Source organism: Streptomyces pseudogriseolus, from assembly GCA_002154585.1.
Classification (GTDB): domain Bacteria; phylum Actinomycetota; class Actinomycetes; order Streptomycetales; family Streptomycetaceae; genus Streptomyces; species Streptomyces pseudogriseolus.
The window spans coordinates 1-20167 of the sequence record MUNG01000006.1 but is presented as its reverse complement, the minus strand read 5'-3'; the positions used below and the strand labels follow the sequence as shown (position 1 = coordinate 20167).

Below are 20167 nucleotides of genomic sequence, written 5' to 3'. Positions count from 1 at the left end.
CAGCCTTACTTGAAGTGTTCGTTGATCTTCTCGACCGACAGGTTGGTCACCAGGACCTCTTCGTGCTTCGCATGCGTCGAGACGGTGTCCTCGAGATGGTTGTGAATGTGGGCGCAGGCGCTGAGCAGTGCTTCTGCCTGAGAACGCCAGGTGTCCCACGCGCTCCACAGAGCCGAACCCGTTGCGAAGTTGTCCTCGGTCAAGCTGGTCGAAGCGGTGCCGGTGTTCGCCCCGGCGTGGAACGCGTTCTTCTCGAACGCGTGGAAGAGCTCCTGCGCCTCGTTCCCCACGGCTTTCAGGTCGGGGGACGTCACCGTGTAGTCACTGCCGCCGGACCCGCTGCCACCGGAGCCGGGCAGCTGGTTCAGTTGCATGCTGCTCTGCTGCCGCGCGAGTGCGTTGCTGCGGGCCTGGCCCCACATCTCGTCGAATGACATGTCGGATTCCTCGTGCTGTCCCTGATGAATGATCGCGCCGGTGCCGCAGGACTCAGCGATGCCAACTCTGGTCGGGCCCTGCCCCGGGTGGCGGTGGAGCGATGTGTCCCGGCGGAGGTCCGTAGGACGGGGGCTGTTGTGGCGGTGCGTAGGGGTACGGGGACGGCGGGAAGGGCGGGGCCGCCGGCAACGGGGCCGGGCGCCGACGACGGGCCCGGACTGTGAGGACGGCGACCGCCGCCGCGAGGAGTGCCGCGGCGCCCAGGCCCAGCGCCACCCACGGGACACCGCTGCCGTCCGCGTCATCCGACGCCGACGCCGCGGGCTCCGCCGTCTCGGTACCTGCCTTGTCACCGTCCTTGCTGCCTTGGGACGACGGCCTCTCTGTCGACGGAGGCGCCGAGGCGGCCGCTGCCAGGTCGGGCAGGGGGTATTCATCGGCGGGGCCCGGGTCGCCCGGGTCCTTCAGCGCGATGCGGGGCCGGACCATGCCGTAACCGACGGCGTCCGTGCGTTCGTCCCCGCTCTCGGGCTTGCCCGCGGTGTTCAGCATGACCCGCAGGACCTGGTGGTTGGTCCAGTCGGGGTGCTGGGACCAGATGAGGGCGGCTGACGCCGAGGCGAGGGCCGTGGCCGAGCTCGTGCCCTTTCCTCCCTTGCAGACCTGGGTTCCGGCCAGACAGGCGTTGACCATGTCGCTCCCCGGCGCGGCGAGGTCGACTTGAGGCCCCCTCTGCGAGGAACGCAGGACTCTGCCGTCCTTGTCGGCCGCTGCCACGCCTACGACACCGGGCGTCGCCGCCGGATACTCCAGCAGATTGGACGTGTCTCCGCTGTTGCCCACAGCCGCGAAGATCAGTTTGCCCTTGTCGATGGCGTATCGAACGGCCGAGGCGAGTTGCGGTGTTCCGACGTTCTCCCTGCCAGGTGTGTTCGGGTTGCCCATGGAGATGTTGATGATCTGAGCATCTGTTCCCGCCGCGTAGCGGATCGCCCGCGACAGGACCCGCGAGTACTCCGCGTTGCTGTCGACCTGTCCGAAGTCTTCCGTGGCGTAGCGCATCCGTATGGGGAGAATCTTGGCTTCCGGTGCGAGCCCGTAGGAGCCGTAGAGGGGTCCTCGAGCTCCGGTGGCAGCGATCAGCGCCGCCATGCGGGTCCCGTGGCCCTCGATATCGGTGTGTTCGTCACCGCGTTGCTTCGAGAAGTCCTTGCCGTCGAGAACCTGACCCTTCATGTCGGTCAGTGAGTCGTCGACGCCGGAGTCGATGACCGCGACTGTGATGCCCTGGCCCTTGCTGACCTTCCACATCTCGTCCGCGCGCATGACGTCGAGGTGCCATTGCAATGAACGGACCGACTCGGCGTGGGCAGGTGTGGCGGCTACGCCCACCAACAGCAGGCCGAGCGCGGCTGATGCCAACGAGTACGGTCGCCGGGTTCGCTTGCTGCTGGTGCGCATGTGCCTTCCTGAGTATGAGCTTGTGAGGGACGACTCAGTCGACCACAGGGGGTACTGCACGCTGGTTCCTGCGACCCCAGGTTTCGTCCTCTTCAGAGAGATAGTCCGGCCTCTCGGCGCCGTCTTGTCGATCGCCTCGACGCGAGGACGAGGGGTGCGCTGAGTGCATACCGGCCCCGGTGCGGCCTCCAGCGGGTCCATGACCTGAATCGCCGGAGCCCGTCTGACGCAGCAGTCCCGCTCCGCCGGGCGTGAAGGGGCGTGCAGCGGCGCGGCCCGGCTGAACCGGCCGGTTGCCGATCACCCCGCCGGTTTCCGAGGCGAGGCGTCGTGCCCCAGGGCCGGCGCCCTGCCCAGGCACGGAGCCTGCGCCCAGAGGCATGCCGGGAGAAGCCACACGCCCCATGGGCGTACGTCCTTGGCCACTCTCAGCGCCGATGACCGTTCCCCGGGGAATACCCGCAGAGGGCCGGCCCGCCCCGGGGGACACCGGACGCCCGCCGACAATGCCGGACTCACGCGGTACACGCGGGACGCCCCCGCCACTGCTGCCCTGACCCGGTAGCAGAGGTGGCCGAGTGGTCGGCGAAACCTGCTGAGGGCTGAGCGGACCCGGCCCACCAGCACGGTTCATGGGCGGCGGGACCGCGATCGGCTGCGCAGGGAGGGAGACATCAGGACGCGGCCCGTTGCCGGTCGGAGGTGCCGTCGTGTTGATGACTGCCGGGGTTCGAGTGTCCTGCGGCATGGCCACGCCGTCGATCTCCATGGCAGCCGGCCGCGAGTGAGCGATCTGCTCCGTGCTCGGCGCGTGGGCGAAAACCGGAGGAGTGACGGATGCGCCAGGACGCGCCGAAGCGGACGCCCCGCCTCCAAGTCCTTCGACAGCACGAACAGCAGGTGCGCCTGTAGCGGACGAGCCCTCGGAACCGACCGTGAGGGCCTGCCCGCGTTCGGATTCGTCCTTCCAGCCTGACGCCCCCAAATGCTGCGCCGGCGGCGAAAACGTAGGCGGCTCCACGCTGTTCACCTGGTACGCCGAGTACTCGTACGTCTGCGCCAGCTTCCGCAGCTGCTGGATCGCCTCCGCCCGCGCCGCCTCCATCCGCTGCTGCGCGGCCGCCGCGTCGGACTGGGCCGTCTGCGCCAGCTTGCGCGCGTCGGGGTCGTTGCGGGCGCCCGGGTCCTGGGCCGCCGCGAGCGTCTTCCGGGCCTTGGCGAGGTCGGCCTTGGCCTGCGTGGTCTCGGACGTCGCGGGGATCGCCGCCTTGGCCTCGGCGACCGCCTGGGCCACCGTGGACAGCCAGCGGGACGCGACTTCCGCGTACTGGCCCAGGCGCAGCGTCGCGGCGGCGCTCTGGCCGCCCCAGTCGCGGAAGGCGTCGCCGCCCTCGCCCTGCCACTCGAGTCCCTTGACGTACGTCATGAGGTCGTCGCCGATCTTGGTGATCGTCGACGAGGCCTTCGAGAGCTTCGTCGCGAGTTGCGCAGCGCCCTCCGGGCTGGCCGAGTCCAGCAGAGCCACCAACTGCTCGTGGGTCATGGACTCGAAGTCGGTGCGGGCCGGCTGCGGGGTCCTGCGGCGTGCCTGCTCACCCATCAGAAGCCGCCCTCCTCCTCGGACGCGGGCGCGGGCGCGGACGCCGGCGTGCCCGGCGTGGACGCCGACCGCTCGGCGTACGGATCCCGCTCCGCGGCGTAGTACTTCTCCACCTCCGCGTTGACCGCCTTCATCCGCGCCTTGATGTCGGCGTCCAGGTTCTCGTAACCCACCCGGGACGCCTGTACCGCGAGTCCCATGCCCTCGATCTGCGCGCCCAGGGCCTTGGAGAGTTTCTCCAGCTCGTCGTGCACGATGGCGTACGACTCGTAGAGGAACTGTGCTTCCTTGAACTCTGCGGAGCCCAGCTGGGCGCGCTCGATGCGGTCCTTGCCGACCTTCGTCGGGGCGGCCTCCGAGTCGTCCAGCTCCCGCAGCAGGTCGTCGACGCGCTTCTTGAAGCCCGCCATGGCGCTGTGCTGGATGTCCAGCGCCATCGCGGGATTGACGTTGGACAGTGTGTCGAACGCCTTCCCCGTGTCCGGAGCACCGCCGGTGCCGCCGCCCCCGTTCGAACTCACCTGGCCTGCCTCCCCGTTCCCCTCGAACGTTCCGTTCTGTGCTCGGTCGATCACCCTAATGCCGTTGCGGAAGCAAGCCCACCTGAATCAGCGGCGTACCGCGCTTGCGTGAGACGAACACGCCACGCCCCGGCGGCATGGGCCGGGCGCGCACATTGCCGAGGATGTCGCCCTCGCTCGGATCACCCGAAAGGATCACACCCTGGGCGCCCAGCTCCTTCAGGCGCTGCATGAACGACTCGTACATCGCCCGGGACGCCCCGGCCGAGCTGCGCGCGATGACGAACTTCACGCCCACGTCACGCGCGAAGGGCAGGTGCTCCACCAGCTGCCCCAGCGGGTTGCCGGAGCTGGTCGCGACGAGTTCGTGGTCGTCGACGACGACGAACAGCTGCGGGCCGCTCCACCAGCTCCGGTCGCGCAGCTGCTGCGGGGTGATGTCCGGCTTGGGCGCCCGCTTCTCCATGAACTGCCGTACGGCGTCCATGTGCACCTGCATCGCCGACGCCATGGGGGCGTATTCGAGCAGGTGGCTCTCCGGCACCGCCTCCAGCATCGTGCGCCGGTAGTCGCCGACGACGATCCGCGCCTCGGCGGGCGTGTACCGCTCCGCGATCTGCTTGGTGATCAGACGCAGCAGGTTGGTCTTGCCGGACTCGCTCTCCCCGAAGACGAGGAAGAAGGGGTCGGTGTCGAAGTCGACGAACACCGGCTCCAGACTGGCCTCGTCGATGCCGATCGCGATGCCGTGCTGCGGGAACTCGAAGCCCTTGGGCAGCTGGTCGGCGGGCAGCTTGCGGGGGAGCAGACGCACGGTCGGGGCCGGCGGACCCTGCCAGTTCTCCTTGACCGCCCGGACGAGCTGCGCCGTGGCGTCGGCCAGGTTCTCGGGCTCGGCGGACGAGTCGATTCGCGGCATGGCCGTCATGAAGTGCAACTTGGCGGGAACTTGACCACGCCCCGGCACCCCGGTCGGCACGTTCATGGCGACCTTGCGGTCGAACTCGGAGTCCATGGCGTCGCCGAGGCGCAGTTCCAGGCGTCCGAGGATCTGGTCCTTGAGCACCGCGCGCACCTCCATGTAGCGGGAGGCGGACAGGACCACATGGACGCCGTAGCCCAGGCCCCGGGCGGCGATGTCGTTGACGACGCCCTCGAGGCCCTCGTAGTTGTTGCGGAAGGTGCCCCAGCCGTCGATGACGAGGAAGACGTCCCCCCACGCCTCCCCGGGCAGGTCGCCCGCAGCGCGGCGCCGGCGGTACGTGGCGATCGAGTCGATGCCCTGGGCGCGGAAGAACTGCTCGCGGCGGTTGAGGATGCCGGCGACCTCGGCGACGGTGCGCCGCACCCGCTCCGGGTCGAGCCTCGACGCGACCCCGCCCACGTGCGGCAGGTCGGCCACCGCGGTCAGGCCGCCACCGCCGAAGTCCAGCCCGTAGAACTGCACCTCGTACGGCGTGTGGGTGAGCGCGAAGGAGGCGATCAGGGTGCGCAGCAGCGTCGACTTGCCCGACTGGGGGCCGCCGACCACCATCATGTGGCCCGCCGCGGCGGAGAAGTCCTGGTAGAGGACCTCCCGCTTCTGCTCGAAGGGCTTGTCGACCAGCCCGAGCGGAACCGTCAGGCCGCCCGGAGCGGGGAACTCCGCGGGGTGGACACCGCGCTCGGCGGAGACCGTCAGCGCGGGCAGCAGCTCGTCCAGCGCCGGCGCCCGGTCCAGCGGCGGCAGCCACACCTGGTGCGCGGGCACGCCCTGCCCCTCCAGCCGCTGCACGACGACGTCCAGCACGGTGTCGGCCAGGGCGTCGTCCTCCTGCCGCCGCTCGGGGGTGCGTGCGCGGTCCGGGTCCGGCGCCGCGTACACCACCGGCACCGGGGCCGCGGTGAACAGCGCGGGCCGCCGCTCGACGGGCGCCCGGTCGGGACCGGCCTCCGGGCCTGCCGCGCGGTACGGGCCGGACACGTAGGCCGCCTTGAAGCGCACCATCTCGTCCGTGCCGAACTTCAGGTACCCCGATCCGGGGACGGACGGCAGGTGGTAGGCGTCCGGCACGCCGAGGGCCGCGCGCGACTCGGCGGCGGAGAACGTCCGCAGACCGATGCGGTACGACAGATAGGTGTCCAGACCGCGCAGCCGCCCCTCCTCCAGCCGCTGCGAGGCGAGCAGCAGGTGCACGCCCAGCGAGCGGCCGATGCGCCCGATCTGGATGAACATGTCGATGAAGTCGGGCTTGGCGGTGAGGAGTTCGCTGAACTCGTCGATGACGAGCACCAGCGAGGCCAGCGGCTCGAGCGGAGCGCCGGCGGCGCGGGCCTTCTCGTAGTCGTGGATGTTGGCGTAGTTGCCCGCGGCGCGCAGCAGCTCCTGGCGGCGCTGGAGTTCACCGCGGATCGCGTCGCCCATGCGGTCGACGAGCGTCAGGTCGTCGGCGAGGTTGGTGATCACGGCGGCGACGTGCGGCATCCGGGACATGCCCGCGAACGTCGCGCCGCCCTTGAAGTCCGCCAGGACGAAGTTCAGCGTCTCGGAGGAGTGCGTGACCGCCAGGCCCAGCACCAGCGTGCGCAGCAGCTCGGACTTGCCGGAGCCGGTCGCGCCCACGCACAGACCGTGCGGGCCCATGCCGTCCTGCGCCGCCTCCTTGAGGTCCAGCATCACCGGCCGGCCGTCCTCGCCGACCCCGATCGGCACCCGGAGGCGCTCCGGCGTCGACCGCGGCCGCCAGGTCCGCGCGACGTCCACGGCGGCCGCGTCCCCCAGGCCGAGCAGATCGGTGAAGTCCAGATTGGCCAGGAGCGGTTCGTCGTCGTTCCCGCTGCCCATGCGCAGCGGGGCGAGCTGGCGCGCGAGTGCCTCGGCGGCGGGCAGCGACAGCCCGTCCGGCTCGCCCTCGTAGGCGACCCCGGTCCCGGAGTCGAGGAACAGCCGCTCCGGACGCACGACGACCGAGAGGTCACCGCGCGGCTGGTCCAGCTCGCCGGGAACGACCTCGACGATCGTCACCCCCTGGATGCCCTCGGCGGCGGCGAAGGCGGACGTCGGGGGGACCATCCCGCCGTCGAGGACGATCAGGATGTGAGGCTGGTCGAGGAGCGGCTGACCGTCCCGGCCGAAACGCGGGCGGCCCTCCAGCCGGTTCGCCAGCAGCTGCTCCAGCTCGCCGAGGTCGTCCCCGAAGAGACGGCGCGTGCCGGCCCCGTCGAACGACCCCGCCACCTGGCAGTGCGGCAGCCACTTGGTCCAGTCCCACCGGGCCACGGCGCCCGGAGCGGTCACGACGGCGAGCACCAGGTCGTCGGGGGAGTGCAGGGTGGTGGCCTGCGCGACCAGCGCGCGGGCCGCGGCCTGGGCGCTCTCCGGATCCCCGGAGACCGTCACGTGGTAGAAGGCGCGCAGCGAGACCGCGACCGGCAGACCGTCCAACTGGCCGTGCACGGACAGGAAACGCTGCATGGCGCCGGCGCACAGCGGCTCCAGCTCGTCCACCGGAGCGGTGTGCGGGGCGACCAGCGGGGTGGCCAGCTGCTGCGGGCCCAGACCCACCCGCACCTGCCCGAAGTCGGCGTCGCCGACGCGCCGTTCCCACACCCGGCTGCCCTCGGCGACCACCGCCCACAGCTGCTCCGGCGCGGGATGCAGGTACCACTGCGCGTCACGCTGACGGCGGGCCGTCGCGCGCACCTTGCGGCGGGTCTGCGCGAGATACCGGAGGTAGTCCCGGCGCACGTCGGCCATTTGCCCCTGCGTACCCCTGCGGTAGCGCACGATCTGGGCGACGACCATCGCGGCCGTCGACACCAGCATGACCACGCCCATGATCCGCATGAACGGATGGGCGTTGGGGGAGGCGAAGTAGAACACCACCGACGAGCCCATGCCGAGCGTGGGCAGCACCTGCATGAGGACGCCCTCCTGCTGCCCGCGCGGCAACTCGGGAGGAGCTTCCAGTTGCAGCTCGTCCGAGGACACTTCGGGCGGCAGGGTACGCGGTGGGCGCTTGACGACGATCTGGCTCACCGTGGCATCAATCCCCCTGTGTGGACGATCGGTTGCACACCGGCACCCCCGTGGTGACGGTCGTCCTCCACACCGGGGATCCTACGTGCCACCAGTGACAGGACTTGTCGGTAGGGTTGCGCAGCGCAGCGTACGCATCCGCGAAGCAGGGGGTCAGTGAAGGTGAGTACGACCACGGCGACGGGGTTCTGCAGAGTCACGGTGGTGGCCCCCGACAGCCGTATCGACGTGGCGCTCCCGGTGGACATTCCCGTCGCCGACGTCCACCCGGAGATCCTGCGCCTGACGGGCCAGACCCAGCAGGCCGGCACTCCGACGGGGTATCACCTGGTACGGCGCGACGGCAGGGTCCTGGACGGCGCCCGCACGCTCCTGGACGAGAGGGTCCTCGACGGAGAGGTCCTCAGCCTGCGGCCGTTCGCCCACTCGCTGCCGCCCGCCGTGCACGACGACGTGTCGGACGCGGTCGCCTCCGCGGTCGTCCGCGACCGGCACCTGTGGAGCGACGACCTGCTGCGCGCCGCGGGGCTGACCGGGGGCGCCCTGCTTCTGCTGCTGCTCGCCTTCGTCCTGTGGTTCGCCGATCCGGTGCGGCACGACATGCACGGCCTGCCCGGCATCGTCGCGGGAGGCATCGGCCTCCTGCTCACCGCCTTCGCCGGCGTCCGCGCGCGGGTCTACGACGACCGGGCCACGGCCGTCGCCCTGGGCCTGGGCGCCCTGCCCCTGCTGCTCGTCGCCGGGTCCGGGATTCTCGCGGCCCCGGCCGGACAGGGCCCGGGGAAACTGCAGTTCATGCTGGGCTGCGCGGCCGTCCTGGTGGCGTCGGTGACCCTCCTCGCGTTCGCCCCCGGCTCGGACGCGCCGTTCGTGGCCGCGACCTTCCTCGCGGGAGTGGGCACCCTGGCCGCCTTCGTCACGATCCTCACCGATGCCTCCGCGACCGACGCCGCCGCCGTGTGCGCGCCCTGCGCGATCGGTCTGGTCGCGTTCCTGCCGGGCCTGTCGGTGCGCTTCGCGCGGCTGCCCATCGGGTACGCGGCCCCGCGTTCCGCCCTCCACGACGACTTCGACGCGGACCCGTCCCAGGCGCCGGACGCCGAGGCCCTCGACGCCGGACGCATCGCCGCGCAGGCCCGGCGCGGTCACGAGATGCTGCTGGGGCTGGTGGGCGGCACGTCCGCCGTCGTCGTCGCGTCCGCAGCGGTGCTGGGCTTCTCGGACGACGTGTGGGCCCAGCTGCTGGCGCTCGCCACCGGTCTGTCCATGCTGATCCGCGCCCGCCTGTTCCGCTACACCTCCCAGGTGGCCTGCGCCCTCGTCGCCGGCATAGGCGCCGTCGCGCTGCTGCTGCTCGGGATGGTGCTGAACCCTCCGGCCGACGCCCTGACGGAGTTCGTCCTGCACGGCGACAGGGGAGCGCTCGACCTGCGTACTCTGTGGCTGTCGGCGGCCGTCGTCGTCGGCGTGGCGCTGGTCACCGCCATCGGTCTCGTCGTCCCCCGCAAGGGCCTGTCCCCCTTCTGGGGCCGTTTCCTCGACCTCACCGAATCGGCGGTCCTGCTCACCCTGGTGCCGCTGTGCCTGGCCGCGCTGGGCGTCCTGACCGCCGTCCGTTCGCTGACGGGCTGAGACGCCGGCCCACCTGCCCGGGACGGCCGGCCCCGGGCCGTCGGCGACGGAAGCCCTGGTACGCTGGCCCACGGCCGTATGTGTACGCACCCCCGGAGCCCTCCCGCGCTCTGGAGGCCGCGCCCAGCGGATCCCCGCCTTCCGAGTCATGGAAGACCCCCCGAGACGCAGACCGGGGGCACTCGGTGGCCACTCACAGATCATGAGGAGTACGCGTGTCTCTCGACGCCGCAGTGAAGAAGCAGATCATCTCCGAGTTCGGCACCAAGGAGGGTGACACCGGCTCCCCCGAGGTCCAGGTCGCTCTGCTGTCCCGTCGGATCTCCGACCTGACGGAGCACCTGAAGACCCACAAGCACGACCACCACTCCCGCCGTGGCCTGCTGATCCTCGTCGGTCAGCGCCGCCGGCTGCTGCAGTACCTCGCCAAGAAGGACATCCAGCGCTTCCGTGCGCTGGTCGAGCGCCTCGGCATCCGCCGCGGTGCGGCGGGCGCCAAGTAAGACGCCGTGGAGGGAGCGGTTCCCGGGACAAGGGGGCCGCTCCCTTTGCTGTACGTGCGGAGTGTCACCGCGCCTTTGTAGTGTGGTAACACAACGCAAGAACGAATCAGGCAAGAACCACGACTCGACGTGATGACCCCCGTCGCATCGGGTATGCGACCCACGGACCATCACACCGGACGTCATCCGACGTCCACCGGACGTCATCCGACGTCCCCCGTACGAGGGGAAGCGCACCTCGCCGCCGCCGGTCCTCGGTAGTGGCCCCCGGGAGAGTGAACCCCGGGTGCTTCGATCGAAGACCGGCCCGCACCAGTGGAGCGCTTCTCCGCCCCGTCCCCCCGCCACACGGGCGAGCGGGACGAAAGACGACAAGTAAACGGAGAACACGCTGGTGGAGAACGAGACCCACTACGCCGAGGCCGTCATCGACAACGGCTCCTTCGGCACCCGCACCATCCGCTTCGAGACGGGCCGTCTGGCCCGTCAGGCCGCCGGCTCCGCCGTGGCCTACCTGGACGACGACACCATGGTGCTGTCGGCCACCACCGCTTCCAAGAACCCCAAGGACCAGCTCGACTTCTTCCCCCTCACGGTGGACGTCGAGGAGCGGATGTACGCGGCCGGGAAGATCCCCGGCTCGTTCTTCCGCCGTGAGGGCCGTCCCTCCGAGGACGCCATCCTCACCTGCCGTCTGATCGACCGCCCGCTGCGCCCGTCCTTCAAGAAGGGCCTGCGCAACGAGATCCAGGTCGTCGCCACGATCATGGCGCTCAACCCCGACCACCTGTACGACGTCGTGGCGATCAACGCCGCCTCCGCGTCCACGCAGCTGGCCGGCCTGCCCTTCTCCGGCCCGATCGGCGGCGTCCGCGTCGCGCTGATCCGCGGCCAGTGGGTCGCCTTCCCGACGCACACCGAGCTCGAGGACGCCGTCTTCGACATGGTCGTCGCGGGCCGCGTCCTGGAGGACGGCGACGTCGCGATCATGATGGTCGAGGCCGAGGCCACCGAGAAGACGATCAAGCTCGTCGAGGGCGGCGCCGAGGCGCCGACGGAGGAGGTCGTCGCCGCCGGTCTGGACGCCGCGAAGCCCTTCATCAAGGTGCTCTGCAAGGCCCAGGCCGACCTCGCCGCGAAGGCCGCCAAGCCGACCGCCGAGTTCCCGATCTTCCTCGACTACCAGGACGACGTCCTGGAGGCGCTCACCGCGGCCGTCAGGCCCGAGCTCGCCCAGGCGCTCACCATCGCCGGCAAGCAGGAGCGCGAGGCCGAGCTGGACCGCGTCAAGCAGCTCGCCGCCGAGAAGCTCCTGCCGGAGTTCGAGGGCCGCGAGAAGGAGATCTCCGCCGCGTACCGCTCGCTCACCAAGCAGCTGGTCCGCGAGCGCGTGATCAAGGAGAAGAAGCGCATCGACGGCCGCGGTGTCACCGACATCCGCACCCTGGCCGCCGAGGTCGAGGCCATCCCGCGCGTGCACGGCTCCGCGCTGTTCGAGCGTGGTGAGACCCAGATCCTGGGCGTCACCACGCTGAACATGCTGCGCATGGAGCAGCAGCTGGACACCCTCTCCCCGGTGACCCGCAAGCGCTACATGCACAACTACAACTTCCCGCCGTACTCCACCGGTGAGACCGGCCGCGTCGGCTCCCCGAAGCGCCGCGAGATCGGTCACGGCGCCCTCGCCGAGCGCGCCCTGATCCCGGTCCTGCCGACCCGCGAGGAGTTCCCCTACGCGATCCGCCAGGTGTCCGAGGCCCTCGGCTCCAACGGCTCGACGTCCATGGGCTCCGTCTGCGCCTCCACCATGTCGCTGCTGAACGCCGGTGTGCCGCTGAAGGCCCCCGTCGCCGGTATCGCCATGGGCCTGATCTCCCAGGAGATCGAGGGCGAGACGCACTACGTCACCCTCACCGACATCCTCGGTGCGGAGGACGCCTTCGGCGACATGGACTTCAAGGTCGCCGGCACCAAGGAGTTCGTGACCGCCCTCCAGCTCGACACCAAGCTGGACGGCATCCCCGCCTCCGTCCTGGCCGCCGCCCTCAAGCAGGCCCGTGACGCCCGCCTCCACATCCTCGACGTGATGATGGAAGCGATCGACACGCCGGACGAGATGTCCCCGAACGCGCCGCGGATCATCACCGTGAAGATCCCGGTCGACAAGATCGGCGAAGTCATCGGCCCCAAGGGCAAGATGATCAACCAGATCCAGGAGGACACCGGCGCCGAGATCACGATCGAGGACGACGGCACCATCTACATCGGTGCCGCCGACGGCCCGGCCGCCGAGGCCGCCCGCGCCACGATCAACGGCATCGCCAATCCGACGATGCCCGAGGTCGGCGAGCGCTACCTGGGTACGGTCGTCAAGACCACCACCTTCGGTGCGTTCGTCTCCCTGCTGCCCGGCAAGGACGGTCTGCTGCACATCTCGCAGATCCGCAAGCTGGCCGGCGGCAAGCGCGTGGAGAACGTCGAGGACGTCCTCGGCGTGGGCCACAAGGTCCAGGTCGAGATCGCCGAGATCGACTCCCGCGGCAAGCTCTCCCTGATCCCCGTGATCGAGGGCGAGGACGACGCCGCCGACGACAAGAAGGACGACGCCGCCAAGTGACGTCCCGTAGCGCCAAGGCGACGGCCCGCACCTCCTCGGAGGCGCGGGCCGTCGCCCGTACCCAAACCCTCATCAAGGGCGAGAACGGCATCGGCACGGTCCGCAGGACCACCCTCCCGGGGGGACTGCGCATCGTCACCGAGACCCTGCCCTCGGTCCGCTCGGCGACCTTCGGCATCTGGGCCCACGTCGGCTCCCGCGACGAGACCCCGGCCCTCAACGGCGCCACCCACTACCTGGAGCACCTGCTCTTCAAGGGCACGGCCACCCGCTCCGCGCTGGACATCTCCTCCGCCCTCGACGCCGTCGGCGGCGAGATGAACGCGTTCACGGCCAAGGAGTACACGTGCTACTACGCGCGCGTGCTCGACACCGACCTGCCGCTCGCCATCGACGTGGTGTGCGACATGCTGACCGGCTCGGTGATCCGTGAGGAGGACGTCGACGTCGAGCGCGGCGCCATCCTCGAAGAGATCGCGATGACCGAGGACGACCCGGGCGACTGCGTGCACGACCTCTTCGCGCACACGATGTTCGGCGACAACCCGCTCGGCCGCCCCGTCCTCGGCACGGTCGACACGGTCAACGCCCTCACCGCCGACCGCATCCGCCGCTTCTACAAGAAGCACTACGACCCCACGCACCTGGTGGTCGCCTGCGCGGGCAACGTCGACCACAACAAGGTCGTCCGCCAGGTCCGCGCCGCCTTCGAGAAGGCCGGCGCGTTCAAGGACCCCGAGGCGCAGCCGATCGCCCCGCGCGGCGGCCTGCGCACCCTGCGCACCGCCGGCCGGGTCGAGCTCATCGGCCGGAAGACCGAGCAGGCGCACATCGTGCTCGGCATGCCGGGCCTGGCCCGCACCGACGAGCGGCGCTGGGCGCTGGGCGTGCTGAACACCGCCCTCGGCGGCGGCATGTCCTCCCGCCTCTTCCAGGAGGTCCGGGAGAAGCGCGGCCTGGCGTACAGCGTGTACTCGTACACCTCGGGCTTCGCCGACTGCGGTCTGTTCGGGGTGTACGCGGGATGCAGGCCCTCCCAGGTGCACGACGTGCTGAAAATCTGCCGCGACGAACTCGACCAGGTCGCCGAGCACGGGCTGCCCGACGACGAGATCGAGCGCGCCGTCGGCCAGCTCAAGGGCTCCACCGTGCTCGGCCTCGAGGACACCGGCGCGCTGATGAACCGTATCGGCAAGAGCGAGCTGTGCTGGGGCGAGCAGATGTCGGTCGACGACATGCTGGCCCGGATAGCCTCGGTCACCCCGGACGACGTGCGCGCGGTCGCCCGCGACGTCCTGGGCCGGCGGCCCTCCCTGTCGGTCATCGGCCCGCTGAAGGACAAGCAGGCGTCCCGGCTGCACGAGGCCGTCGCCTGACCCATCCCGGCACCACACCCGGTAAGGAAGCAACAGACATGAGCAAGCTGCGCGTGGCGGTCCTCGGCGCCAAGGGCCGGATCGGCTCCGAGGCGGTACGGGCGGTCGAGGCCGCCGAGGACATGGAACTGGTCGCCGCCCTCGGCCGGGGCGACAAGCTGGAGACCCTCGCCGAGACCGGCGTCCAGGTCGCCGTCGAGCTGACCACCCCCGCCTCGGTCATGGGCAACCTCGACTTCTGCGTGCGCCACGGCATCCACGCGGTGGTCGGCACCACCGGCTGGACCGACGACCGCCTCGCGCAGCTCAAGGGGTGGCTCGACCAGTCCCCGGAGACGGGCGTGCTCATCGCCCCGAACTTCTCCATCGGCGCCGTGCTGACCATGAAGTTCGCACAGATCGCGGCCCCCTACTTCGAGTCCGTCGAGGTCGTCGAGCTGCACCACCCCAACAAGGTGGACGCCCCCAGCGGCACCGCCACGCGCACCGCCCAGCTCATCGCCGAGGCCCGCCGCCAGGCCGGCAGCGCCCCCGCCCCGGACGCCACGGCCACCGCCCTCGACGGCGCCCGCGGCGCCGACGTCGACGGGGTACCGGTGCACGCGGTGCGGCTGCGCGGCCTCCTCGCCCACCAGGAGGTCCTGCTGGGCGCCGAGGGCGAAACCCTCACCGTCCGACACGACTCCCTGCACCACAGCAGCTTCATGCCGGGCATCCTGCTCGGCGTCCGCCGCGTGGTGAGCGCTCCCGGCCTCACCTTCGGCCTGGAACACTTCCTCGACCTGAACTGAGCCGGTCCCACCCCTATGCGCGCGAAGATCTCCTACGCCCTCACGGCCGCCGTCCTGGTCGTCTACTTCGTCCTGGTCGGCAGCCGCGGCGTGCTGCTCATCAAGGCCGGCACGCTTCTCACGGTCACCTTCGGGGTGGCCGTGCTGATCCTGCCGGTCATCGGTGTGTGGTTCCTCTGGAAGAACACCCAGTTCGTCCGGGCCGCCAACCGGCTCGCCGCCGAGCTGGACGCGGAGGGCGGCCTGCCCGTGGACAATCTCAGGCGGCTGCCCAGCGGCCGCATCGACCGCGAGTCGGCGGACGAGGTCTTCGCGCTGCGCAAGGCCGAGACGGAGGACGCTCCCGACGACTGGCGCAGCTGGTTCCGGCTCGCCGTGGCCTACCACGACGCCCGGGACACCCCGCGCGCCCGCAAGGCGATGCAGCGGGCCATCGCCCTGCGCCGCACCGCCTCCTGAGCGCGCGGACCGGCGTCAGGCCCGCCCGTACTCGGACGCCCACGCCTCGACCGTGTCGGCCGCGCGGTCGAAGGCCAGCGGATCGCGCCCCAGGAAGTCCGCGTTGTGCGAGGTCAGCAGCGGCGACGGCGCCTCCGCCGAGCGGCCCCGCCGGTGCAGCGTCAGCGCCTGCCCCTGCACGGTCCGGGGCAGCCCGAGCCAGCGCACCGGCTGCTGAACCGTGCGCACCGACACGACCTGGTCCCAGGCGGTCGTACGGGTGCTGACGAAGGCCACGTGACGCAGCCCGCGGGCGCTCACCCACACGCCCATGCGCAGCAGCCGCAGCGCGGCCACCACGATGACCAGCGCGAACGCGAACACGGTGGCGGCCGACGCGGGCGCGGCCGTCACCGCGATGATCACGGACGAGAACAGCACGAACGAGGCGAGCAGCAGCAGGACGGCCGCCGCTCCCACCCGCCAGGGGCCGGGCCGGTAGGGACGCCGCCAGCGGTCCCGGTCGTCGTGCGGCAGAGCGACGTCGTCCGCCGTGTTGAAAGCGCGGTCGGCCGTCAGGAAGGGCAGGGGCACGGTGGTCCTCACTCGATCCATGCAGGGGCTGTGCCCGGTGAGGCTATCGATCTGTGTCACCGGTCACCACCCTCGGGGGTCCGGACGGCCCCGCCGCCGCGGCCGTAGAGTGGGCGGCGCCCCAGACGTGATGGAAGGACCCTCCACGCCGTGACCGACACCCCTGCCGACGACCTCAAGCCCGGCTTCCGCAGCGATGTGACCGTCGAGCTGGTGAAGCACACCGCGTCCGACGCCGACGTGCTGTTCGCCGCCCGCGTCTCCACGATCGGCGAGCAGTCCCTGGACGAGCTCGGCAAGGACCCCGAGCGGTCCAAGGGCCTGATCAACTACCTGATGCGGGACCGGCACGGCAGCCCCTTCGAGCACAACTCGATGACCTTCTTCGTCAGCGCCCCGATCTTCGTCTTCCGCGAGTTCATGCGGCACCGCGTCGGCTGGTCCTACAACGAGGAGTCGGGCCGCTACCGGGAGCTCCAGCCGGTCTTCTACGTCCCGGACGCCGACCGCAAGCTGGTCCAGGAGGGCCGCCCCGGCAAGTACCGCTTCGTCGAGGGCACCCCCGACCAGCAGCAGCTCGTCGGACGCGCCATGGAGGAGTCGTACCGGCAGTCCTACGAGGCGTACCAGGAGATGCTGGCGGCCGGCGTGGCCCGCGAGGTCGCCCGCGCGGTGCTCCCCGTCGGCCTGTACTCGTCGATGTACGCCACGTGCAACGCCCGCTCGCTGATGCACTTCCTCGGCCTGCGCACCCAGCACGAGCTGGCGAAGGTGCCGTCCTTCCCGCAGCGGGAGATCGAGATGGTCGGCGAGAAGATGGAGGCCGAGTGGGCCCGCCTCATGCCGCTGACGTACGCCGCGTTCAACGCCAACGGGCGCGTCGCCCCGTAGGTGGCGCCCTGCCGAGCCCCGGCGCGGCAGCCGAGCACAGATGTATGCATCAGCCGAGTGAAGTGTCTGTATTGCGGCATTTCGCGAAGTTCATCTAGCCTGATCAAACGGGCCCGGCACTGCCTGAACCCCCGAGCAGGCAGTGCCGGGTCCCCCCTTCGCACCCCTGGGTCGCCTCCCCCGAGGGAAGACCCCGACCTGAGCAACGAGTAGCGTGTAACCCATGGCTCCGACCTCGACTCCGCAGACCCCCTTCGGGCGGGTCCTCACCGCCATGGTCACGCCCTTCACGGCGGACGGCGCACTCGACCTCGACGGCGCTCAGCGGCTCGCCACCCACCTGGTGGACGCAGGCAACGACGGCCTGATCGTCAACGGCACCACCGGCGAGTCCCCCACCACCAGCGACGCGGAGAAAGCGGATCTCGTACGGGCGATCGTGGACGCGGTCGGCGACCGCGCCCACGTCGTGGCCGGTGTCGGCACCAACGACACCCACCACAGCATGGAACTGGCCCGCGCGGCGGAGCGCGCCGGCGCCCACGGCCTGCTGGTCGTCACGCCGTACTACAACAAGCCCCCGCAGGAGGGCCTCTACCGGCACTTCACGGCCGTCGCCGACGCCGCCGGACTGCCCGTGATGCTCTATGACATCCCCGGCCGCAGCGGCGTCCCGATCAGCACCGAGACGCTCGTCCGCCTCGCCGAGCACCCCCGCATCGTCGCCAACAAGGACGCCAAGGGCGACCTCGGCCGCGCCGGCTGGGCCATCGCCCGCTCCGGACTCGCCTGGTACTCCGGCGACGACATGCTCAACCTGCCGCTGCTCTCCATCGGCGCGGTCGGCTTCGTCTCCGTCGTCGGCCACGTCGTCACCCCCGAGCTGCGCGCCCTGGTCGACGCGTACACCTCCGGCGACGTCCAGAAGGCCACCGAGATCCACCAGAAGCTGCTCCCCGTCTACACGGGCATGTTCCGCACCCAGGGCGTCATGACCACCAAGGCGGCGCTCACCCTCAAGGGCCTCCCCGCGGGACCCCTGCGCGCCCCCATGGTCGAGTGCACGCCCGAAGAGATCGAGCAGCTCAAGATCGATCTTGCCGCCGGCGGGGTACAACTCCAGTAATCAGACTTCGCGCGCCCGGGCGCGCAGACGGACCTCACAACTGAATACGCGGGACACCGGTGCCCGCACCCCTTTACGACAACTGCTTCTGCACGAACGTCATGCGCGCCACGTGCCCGACCGGTACGTGGCGCGTGTGGTGAGGAGAGTCTTTTGAGTCATCCGCATCCTGAACTCGGCCCGCCCCCGCCGCTGCCCGAAGGCGGCCTGCGGGTCACCCCGCTCGGCGGCCTCGGCGAGATCGGCCGCAACATGACGGTCTTCGAGTACGGAGGCCGCCTGCTGATCGTCGACTGCGGAGTGCTCTTCCCCGAGGAGGAGCAGCCCGGAATCGACCTGATCCTGCCGGACTTCTCGTCCATCCGGGACCGTCTCGACAACATCGAGGGCATCGTCCTCACGCACGGCCACGAGGACCACATCGGCGGCGTCCCCTTCCTCCTGCGCGAGAAGCCGGACATCCCGCTGATCGGCTCCAAGCTCACCCTCGCCCTCATCGAGGCCAAGCTCCAGGAGCACCGCATCCGCCCGTACACCCTCCAGGTGGCGGAGGGGCAGCGCGAGCGCATCGGCCCCTTCGACTGCGAGTTCGTGGCGGTCAACCACTCCATCCCGGACGCGCTGGCCGTGGCCATCCGCACGCCCGCCGGCATGGCGGTGCACACGGGCGACTTCAAGATGGACCAGCTCCCGCTGGACCGCCGCCTCACCGACCTGCACGCGTTCGCCCGGCTCAGCGAGGAGGGCATCGACCTCCTCCTCTCCGACTCGACGAACGCCGAGGTCCCGGGCTTCGTCCCGCCCGAGCGCGACATCTCGAACGTGCTGCGCCAGGTGTTCGCCGGCGCCCGCAAGCGGATCATCGTGGCGAGCTTCGCCAGCCACGTCCACCGCATCCAGCAGATCCTGGACGCCGCCTACGAGTACGGCCGCAGAGTCGCCTTCGTCGGCCGGTCCATGGTGCGCAACATGGGCATCGCCCGTGATCTCGGCTATCTGAAGGTTCCGCCGGGCCTGGTCGTGGACGTCAAGACGCTCGACGACCTCCCCGACAGCGAGGTGGTCCTGGTCTGCACGGGTTCGCAGGGCGAGCCGATGGCCGCGCTGTCCCGCATGGCCAACCGCGACCACCAGATCCGCATCGTCGAGGGCGACACGGTGATCCTGGCGTCGTCGCTGATCCCCGGCAACGAGAACGCGGTCTACCGCGTGATCAACGGCCTGACCCGCTGGGGCGCCAACGTCGTCCACAAGGGCAACGCCAAGGTCCACGTCTCCGGGCACGCCTCGGCCGGCGAGCTGCTGTACTTCTACAACATCTGCCGCCCGAAGAACCTGATGCCGGTCCACGGCGAATGGCGCCATCTGCGCGCCAACGCCGAACTCGGCGCCCTGACCGGCGTGCCGCACGACCGCATCGTCATCGCCGAGGACGGCGTGGTCGTCGACCTTGTCCAGGGCAAGGCCAAGATCTCCGGCAAGGTCCAGGCGGGCTACGTCTACGTCGACGGCCTCTCCGTGGGCGACGTCGGCGAACCCGCGCTCAAGGACCGCAAAATCCTCGGCGACGAGGGCATCATCTCGGTCTTCGTGGTCATGGACGCCTCCACCGGAAAGATCACCGGAGGACCGCACATCCAGGCCCGCGGCTCGGGCATCGAGGACTCGGCGTTCGTCGACGTGATCCCCCGGATCACCGAGGCGCTCGAGCGCTCGGCCCAGGACGGGGTCGTGGAAGCCCACCAACTGCAGCAGCTCGTCCGCCGCACGCTGGGCAAGTGGGTCTCCGACACCTACCGGCGCCGGCCGATGATCCTGCCCGTGGTGGTCGAGGTCTGACGGTCCGTCGGACTCCACGCACGCGTCAACCGGCAGCGGGGCGCCTCGATTTGCATCGGGGCGCCCCGCTCCAGTACGTTTACAACTCCTCCCGAGCGGGCACCCGACCACTTCACGCGGTCGGGAACCAGTGCCCGGTGGGGATGGGAAAACCGACTCAGAATCTCTGATAAAGTCGGATCCGCCGGAAAGGAAAGCGCGAAAGCGTCGACCTGGAAAGCACCGAGGAAATCGGATCGGAAAGATCTGATAGAGTCGGAAACGCAAGACCGAAGGGAAGCGCCCGGAGGAAAGCCCGAGAGGGTGAGTACAAAGGAAGCGA

The 20167-nt window shown here is 70.4% G+C and carries 15 protein-coding genes; 9 read left to right on the top strand and 6 right to left on the bottom strand.

Annotated elements, in window-relative coordinates:
* Nucleotides 1-5: 5 nt before the first annotated feature.
* The 5 genes from CCN29_RS00775 to eccCa are packed head-to-tail and all read right to left on the bottom strand — an operon-like array spanning nucleotide 6 to nucleotide 8038.
* Nucleotides 6-437, bottom strand: a complete 432-nt coding sequence (locus CCN29_RS00775) for a hypothetical protein (RefSeq protein ID WP_031066548.1) — start codon at nucleotides 435-437, stop codon at nucleotides 6-8.
* A gap of 52 nt (nucleotides 438-489) precedes the next feature.
* Nucleotides 490-1899 (bottom strand): type VII secretion-associated serine protease mycosin, encoded by a 1410-nt coding sequence (mycP, locus tag CCN29_RS00770; protein WP_031066550.1) that lies wholly within the window; start codon nucleotides 1897-1899, stop codon nucleotides 490-492.
* Nucleotides 1900-1933: 34 nt separating this feature from the next.
* Entirely contained in the window at nucleotides 1934-3499 is a 1566-nt protein-coding gene (locus CCN29_RS00765; protein WP_086679513.1) for a WXG100 family type VII secretion target, read from the bottom strand.
* Nucleotides 3499-4020 carry a DUF2563 family protein gene (locus CCN29_RS00760; RefSeq protein WP_037817818.1) on the bottom strand — a complete coding sequence of 174 codons (522 nt, stop codon included), beginning with the start codon at nucleotides 4018-4020 and terminating at the stop codon, nucleotides 3499-3501. Before CCN29_RS00760 ends, CCN29_RS00765 begins: the two co-directional genes overlap by 1 nt.
* 55 nt (nucleotides 4021-4075) lie before the next feature.
* Nucleotides 4076-8038, bottom strand: a complete 3963-nt coding sequence (gene eccCa, locus CCN29_RS00755) for a type VII secretion protein EccCa (protein WP_086679511.1) — start codon at nucleotides 8036-8038, stop codon at nucleotides 4076-4078.
* A 162-nt stretch (nucleotides 8039-8200) separates the two neighbouring features.
* Here eccCa and eccD point away from each other — a divergent pair, with 162 nt between their 5' ends.
* The 6 genes from eccD to CCN29_RS00725 all read left to right on the top strand — a co-directional run bounded on the left by eccD (nucleotide 8201) and on the right by CCN29_RS00725 (nucleotide 15416).
* A complete protein-coding gene (gene eccD / locus CCN29_RS00750; protein WP_039986324.1) occupies nucleotides 8201-9670 on the top strand; it encodes a type VII secretion integral membrane protein EccD in 1470 nt (489 codons plus the stop codon).
* Between the two features lie 215 nt (nucleotides 9671-9885).
* On the top strand, nucleotides 9886-10173 hold the full coding sequence (gene rpsO, locus CCN29_RS00745; protein WP_006130415.1) for a 30S ribosomal protein S15: 288 nt from the start codon (nucleotides 9886-9888) through the stop codon (nucleotides 10171-10173).
* A 394-nt stretch (nucleotides 10174-10567) separates the two neighbouring features.
* Nucleotides 10568-12790 (top strand): polyribonucleotide nucleotidyltransferase, encoded by a 2223-nt coding sequence (locus CCN29_RS00740; protein WP_086679509.1) that lies wholly within the window; start codon nucleotides 10568-10570, stop codon nucleotides 12788-12790.
* Entirely contained in the window at nucleotides 12787-14166 is a 1380-nt protein-coding gene (locus CCN29_RS00735; protein WP_086679507.1) for a M16 family metallopeptidase, read from the top strand. Before CCN29_RS00740 ends, CCN29_RS00735 begins: the two co-directional genes overlap by 4 nt.
* A 38-nt stretch (nucleotides 14167-14204) precedes the next feature.
* Nucleotides 14205-14957 carry a 4-hydroxy-tetrahydrodipicolinate reductase gene (gene dapB, locus CCN29_RS00730; RefSeq protein ID WP_086679505.1) on the top strand — a complete coding sequence of 251 codons (753 nt, stop codon included), beginning with the start codon at nucleotides 14205-14207 and terminating at the stop codon, nucleotides 14955-14957.
* 15 nt (nucleotides 14958-14972) lie between these two features.
* On the top strand, nucleotides 14973-15416 hold the full coding sequence (locus CCN29_RS00725; protein WP_086679503.1) for a tetratricopeptide repeat protein: 444 nt from the start codon (nucleotides 14973-14975) through the stop codon (nucleotides 15414-15416).
* Nucleotides 15417-15431: 15 nt separating this feature from the next.
* Here the strand turns inward: CCN29_RS00725 and CCN29_RS00720 are convergent, their stop codons facing one another.
* Nucleotides 15432-15989, bottom strand: coding sequence for an SCO5741 family PH domain-containing membrane protein (locus CCN29_RS00720; protein WP_086679529.1), 558 nt, complete (start codon nucleotides 15987-15989; stop codon nucleotides 15432-15434).
* Between the two features lie 150 nt (nucleotides 15990-16139).
* Between CCN29_RS00720 and thyX the strand changes: the two genes are divergently transcribed.
* The 3 genes from thyX (at nucleotide 16140) to CCN29_RS00705 (ending at nucleotide 19845) form a co-directional block, all read left to right on the top strand.
* Entirely contained in the window at nucleotides 16140-16880 is a 741-nt protein-coding gene (gene thyX, locus CCN29_RS00715) for an FAD-dependent thymidylate synthase (RefSeq protein WP_006130409.1), read from the top strand.
* A gap of 223 nt (nucleotides 16881-17103) precedes the next feature.
* Nucleotides 17104-18006, top strand: a complete 903-nt coding sequence (gene dapA / locus CCN29_RS00710; RefSeq protein ID WP_006130408.1) for a 4-hydroxy-tetrahydrodipicolinate synthase — start codon at nucleotides 17104-17106, stop codon at nucleotides 18004-18006.
* Between the two features lie 153 nt (nucleotides 18007-18159).
* On the top strand, nucleotides 18160-19845 hold the full coding sequence (locus CCN29_RS00705; protein ID WP_086679501.1) for a ribonuclease J: 1686 nt from the start codon (nucleotides 18160-18162) through the stop codon (nucleotides 19843-19845).
* The last annotated feature ends 322 nt before the right edge of the window (nucleotides 19846-20167 follow it).

Coding starts and splice junctions, on each gene's coding strand:
- CCN29_RS00775 (WP_031066548.1), bottom strand. CDS start 437: ATGTCATTCGACGAGATGTGGGGCCAGGCCCGCAGCAACGCACTCGCG.
- mycP (WP_031066550.1), bottom strand. CDS start 1,899: ATGCGCACCAGCAGCAAGCGAACCCGGCGACCGTACTCGTTGGCATCA.
- CCN29_RS00765 (WP_086679513.1), bottom strand. CDS start 3,499: ATGGGTGAGCAGGCACGCCGCAGGACCCCGCAGCCGGCCCGCACCGAC.
- dapB (WP_086679505.1), top strand. CDS start 14,205: ATGAGCAAGCTGCGCGTGGCGGTCCTCGGCGCCAAGGGCCGGATCGGC.
- CCN29_RS00725 (WP_086679503.1), top strand. CDS start 14,973: ATGCGCGCGAAGATCTCCTACGCCCTCACGGCCGCCGTCCTGGTCGTC.
- dapA (WP_006130408.1), top strand. CDS start 17,104: ATGGCTCCGACCTCGACTCCGCAGACCCCCTTCGGGCGGGTCCTCACC.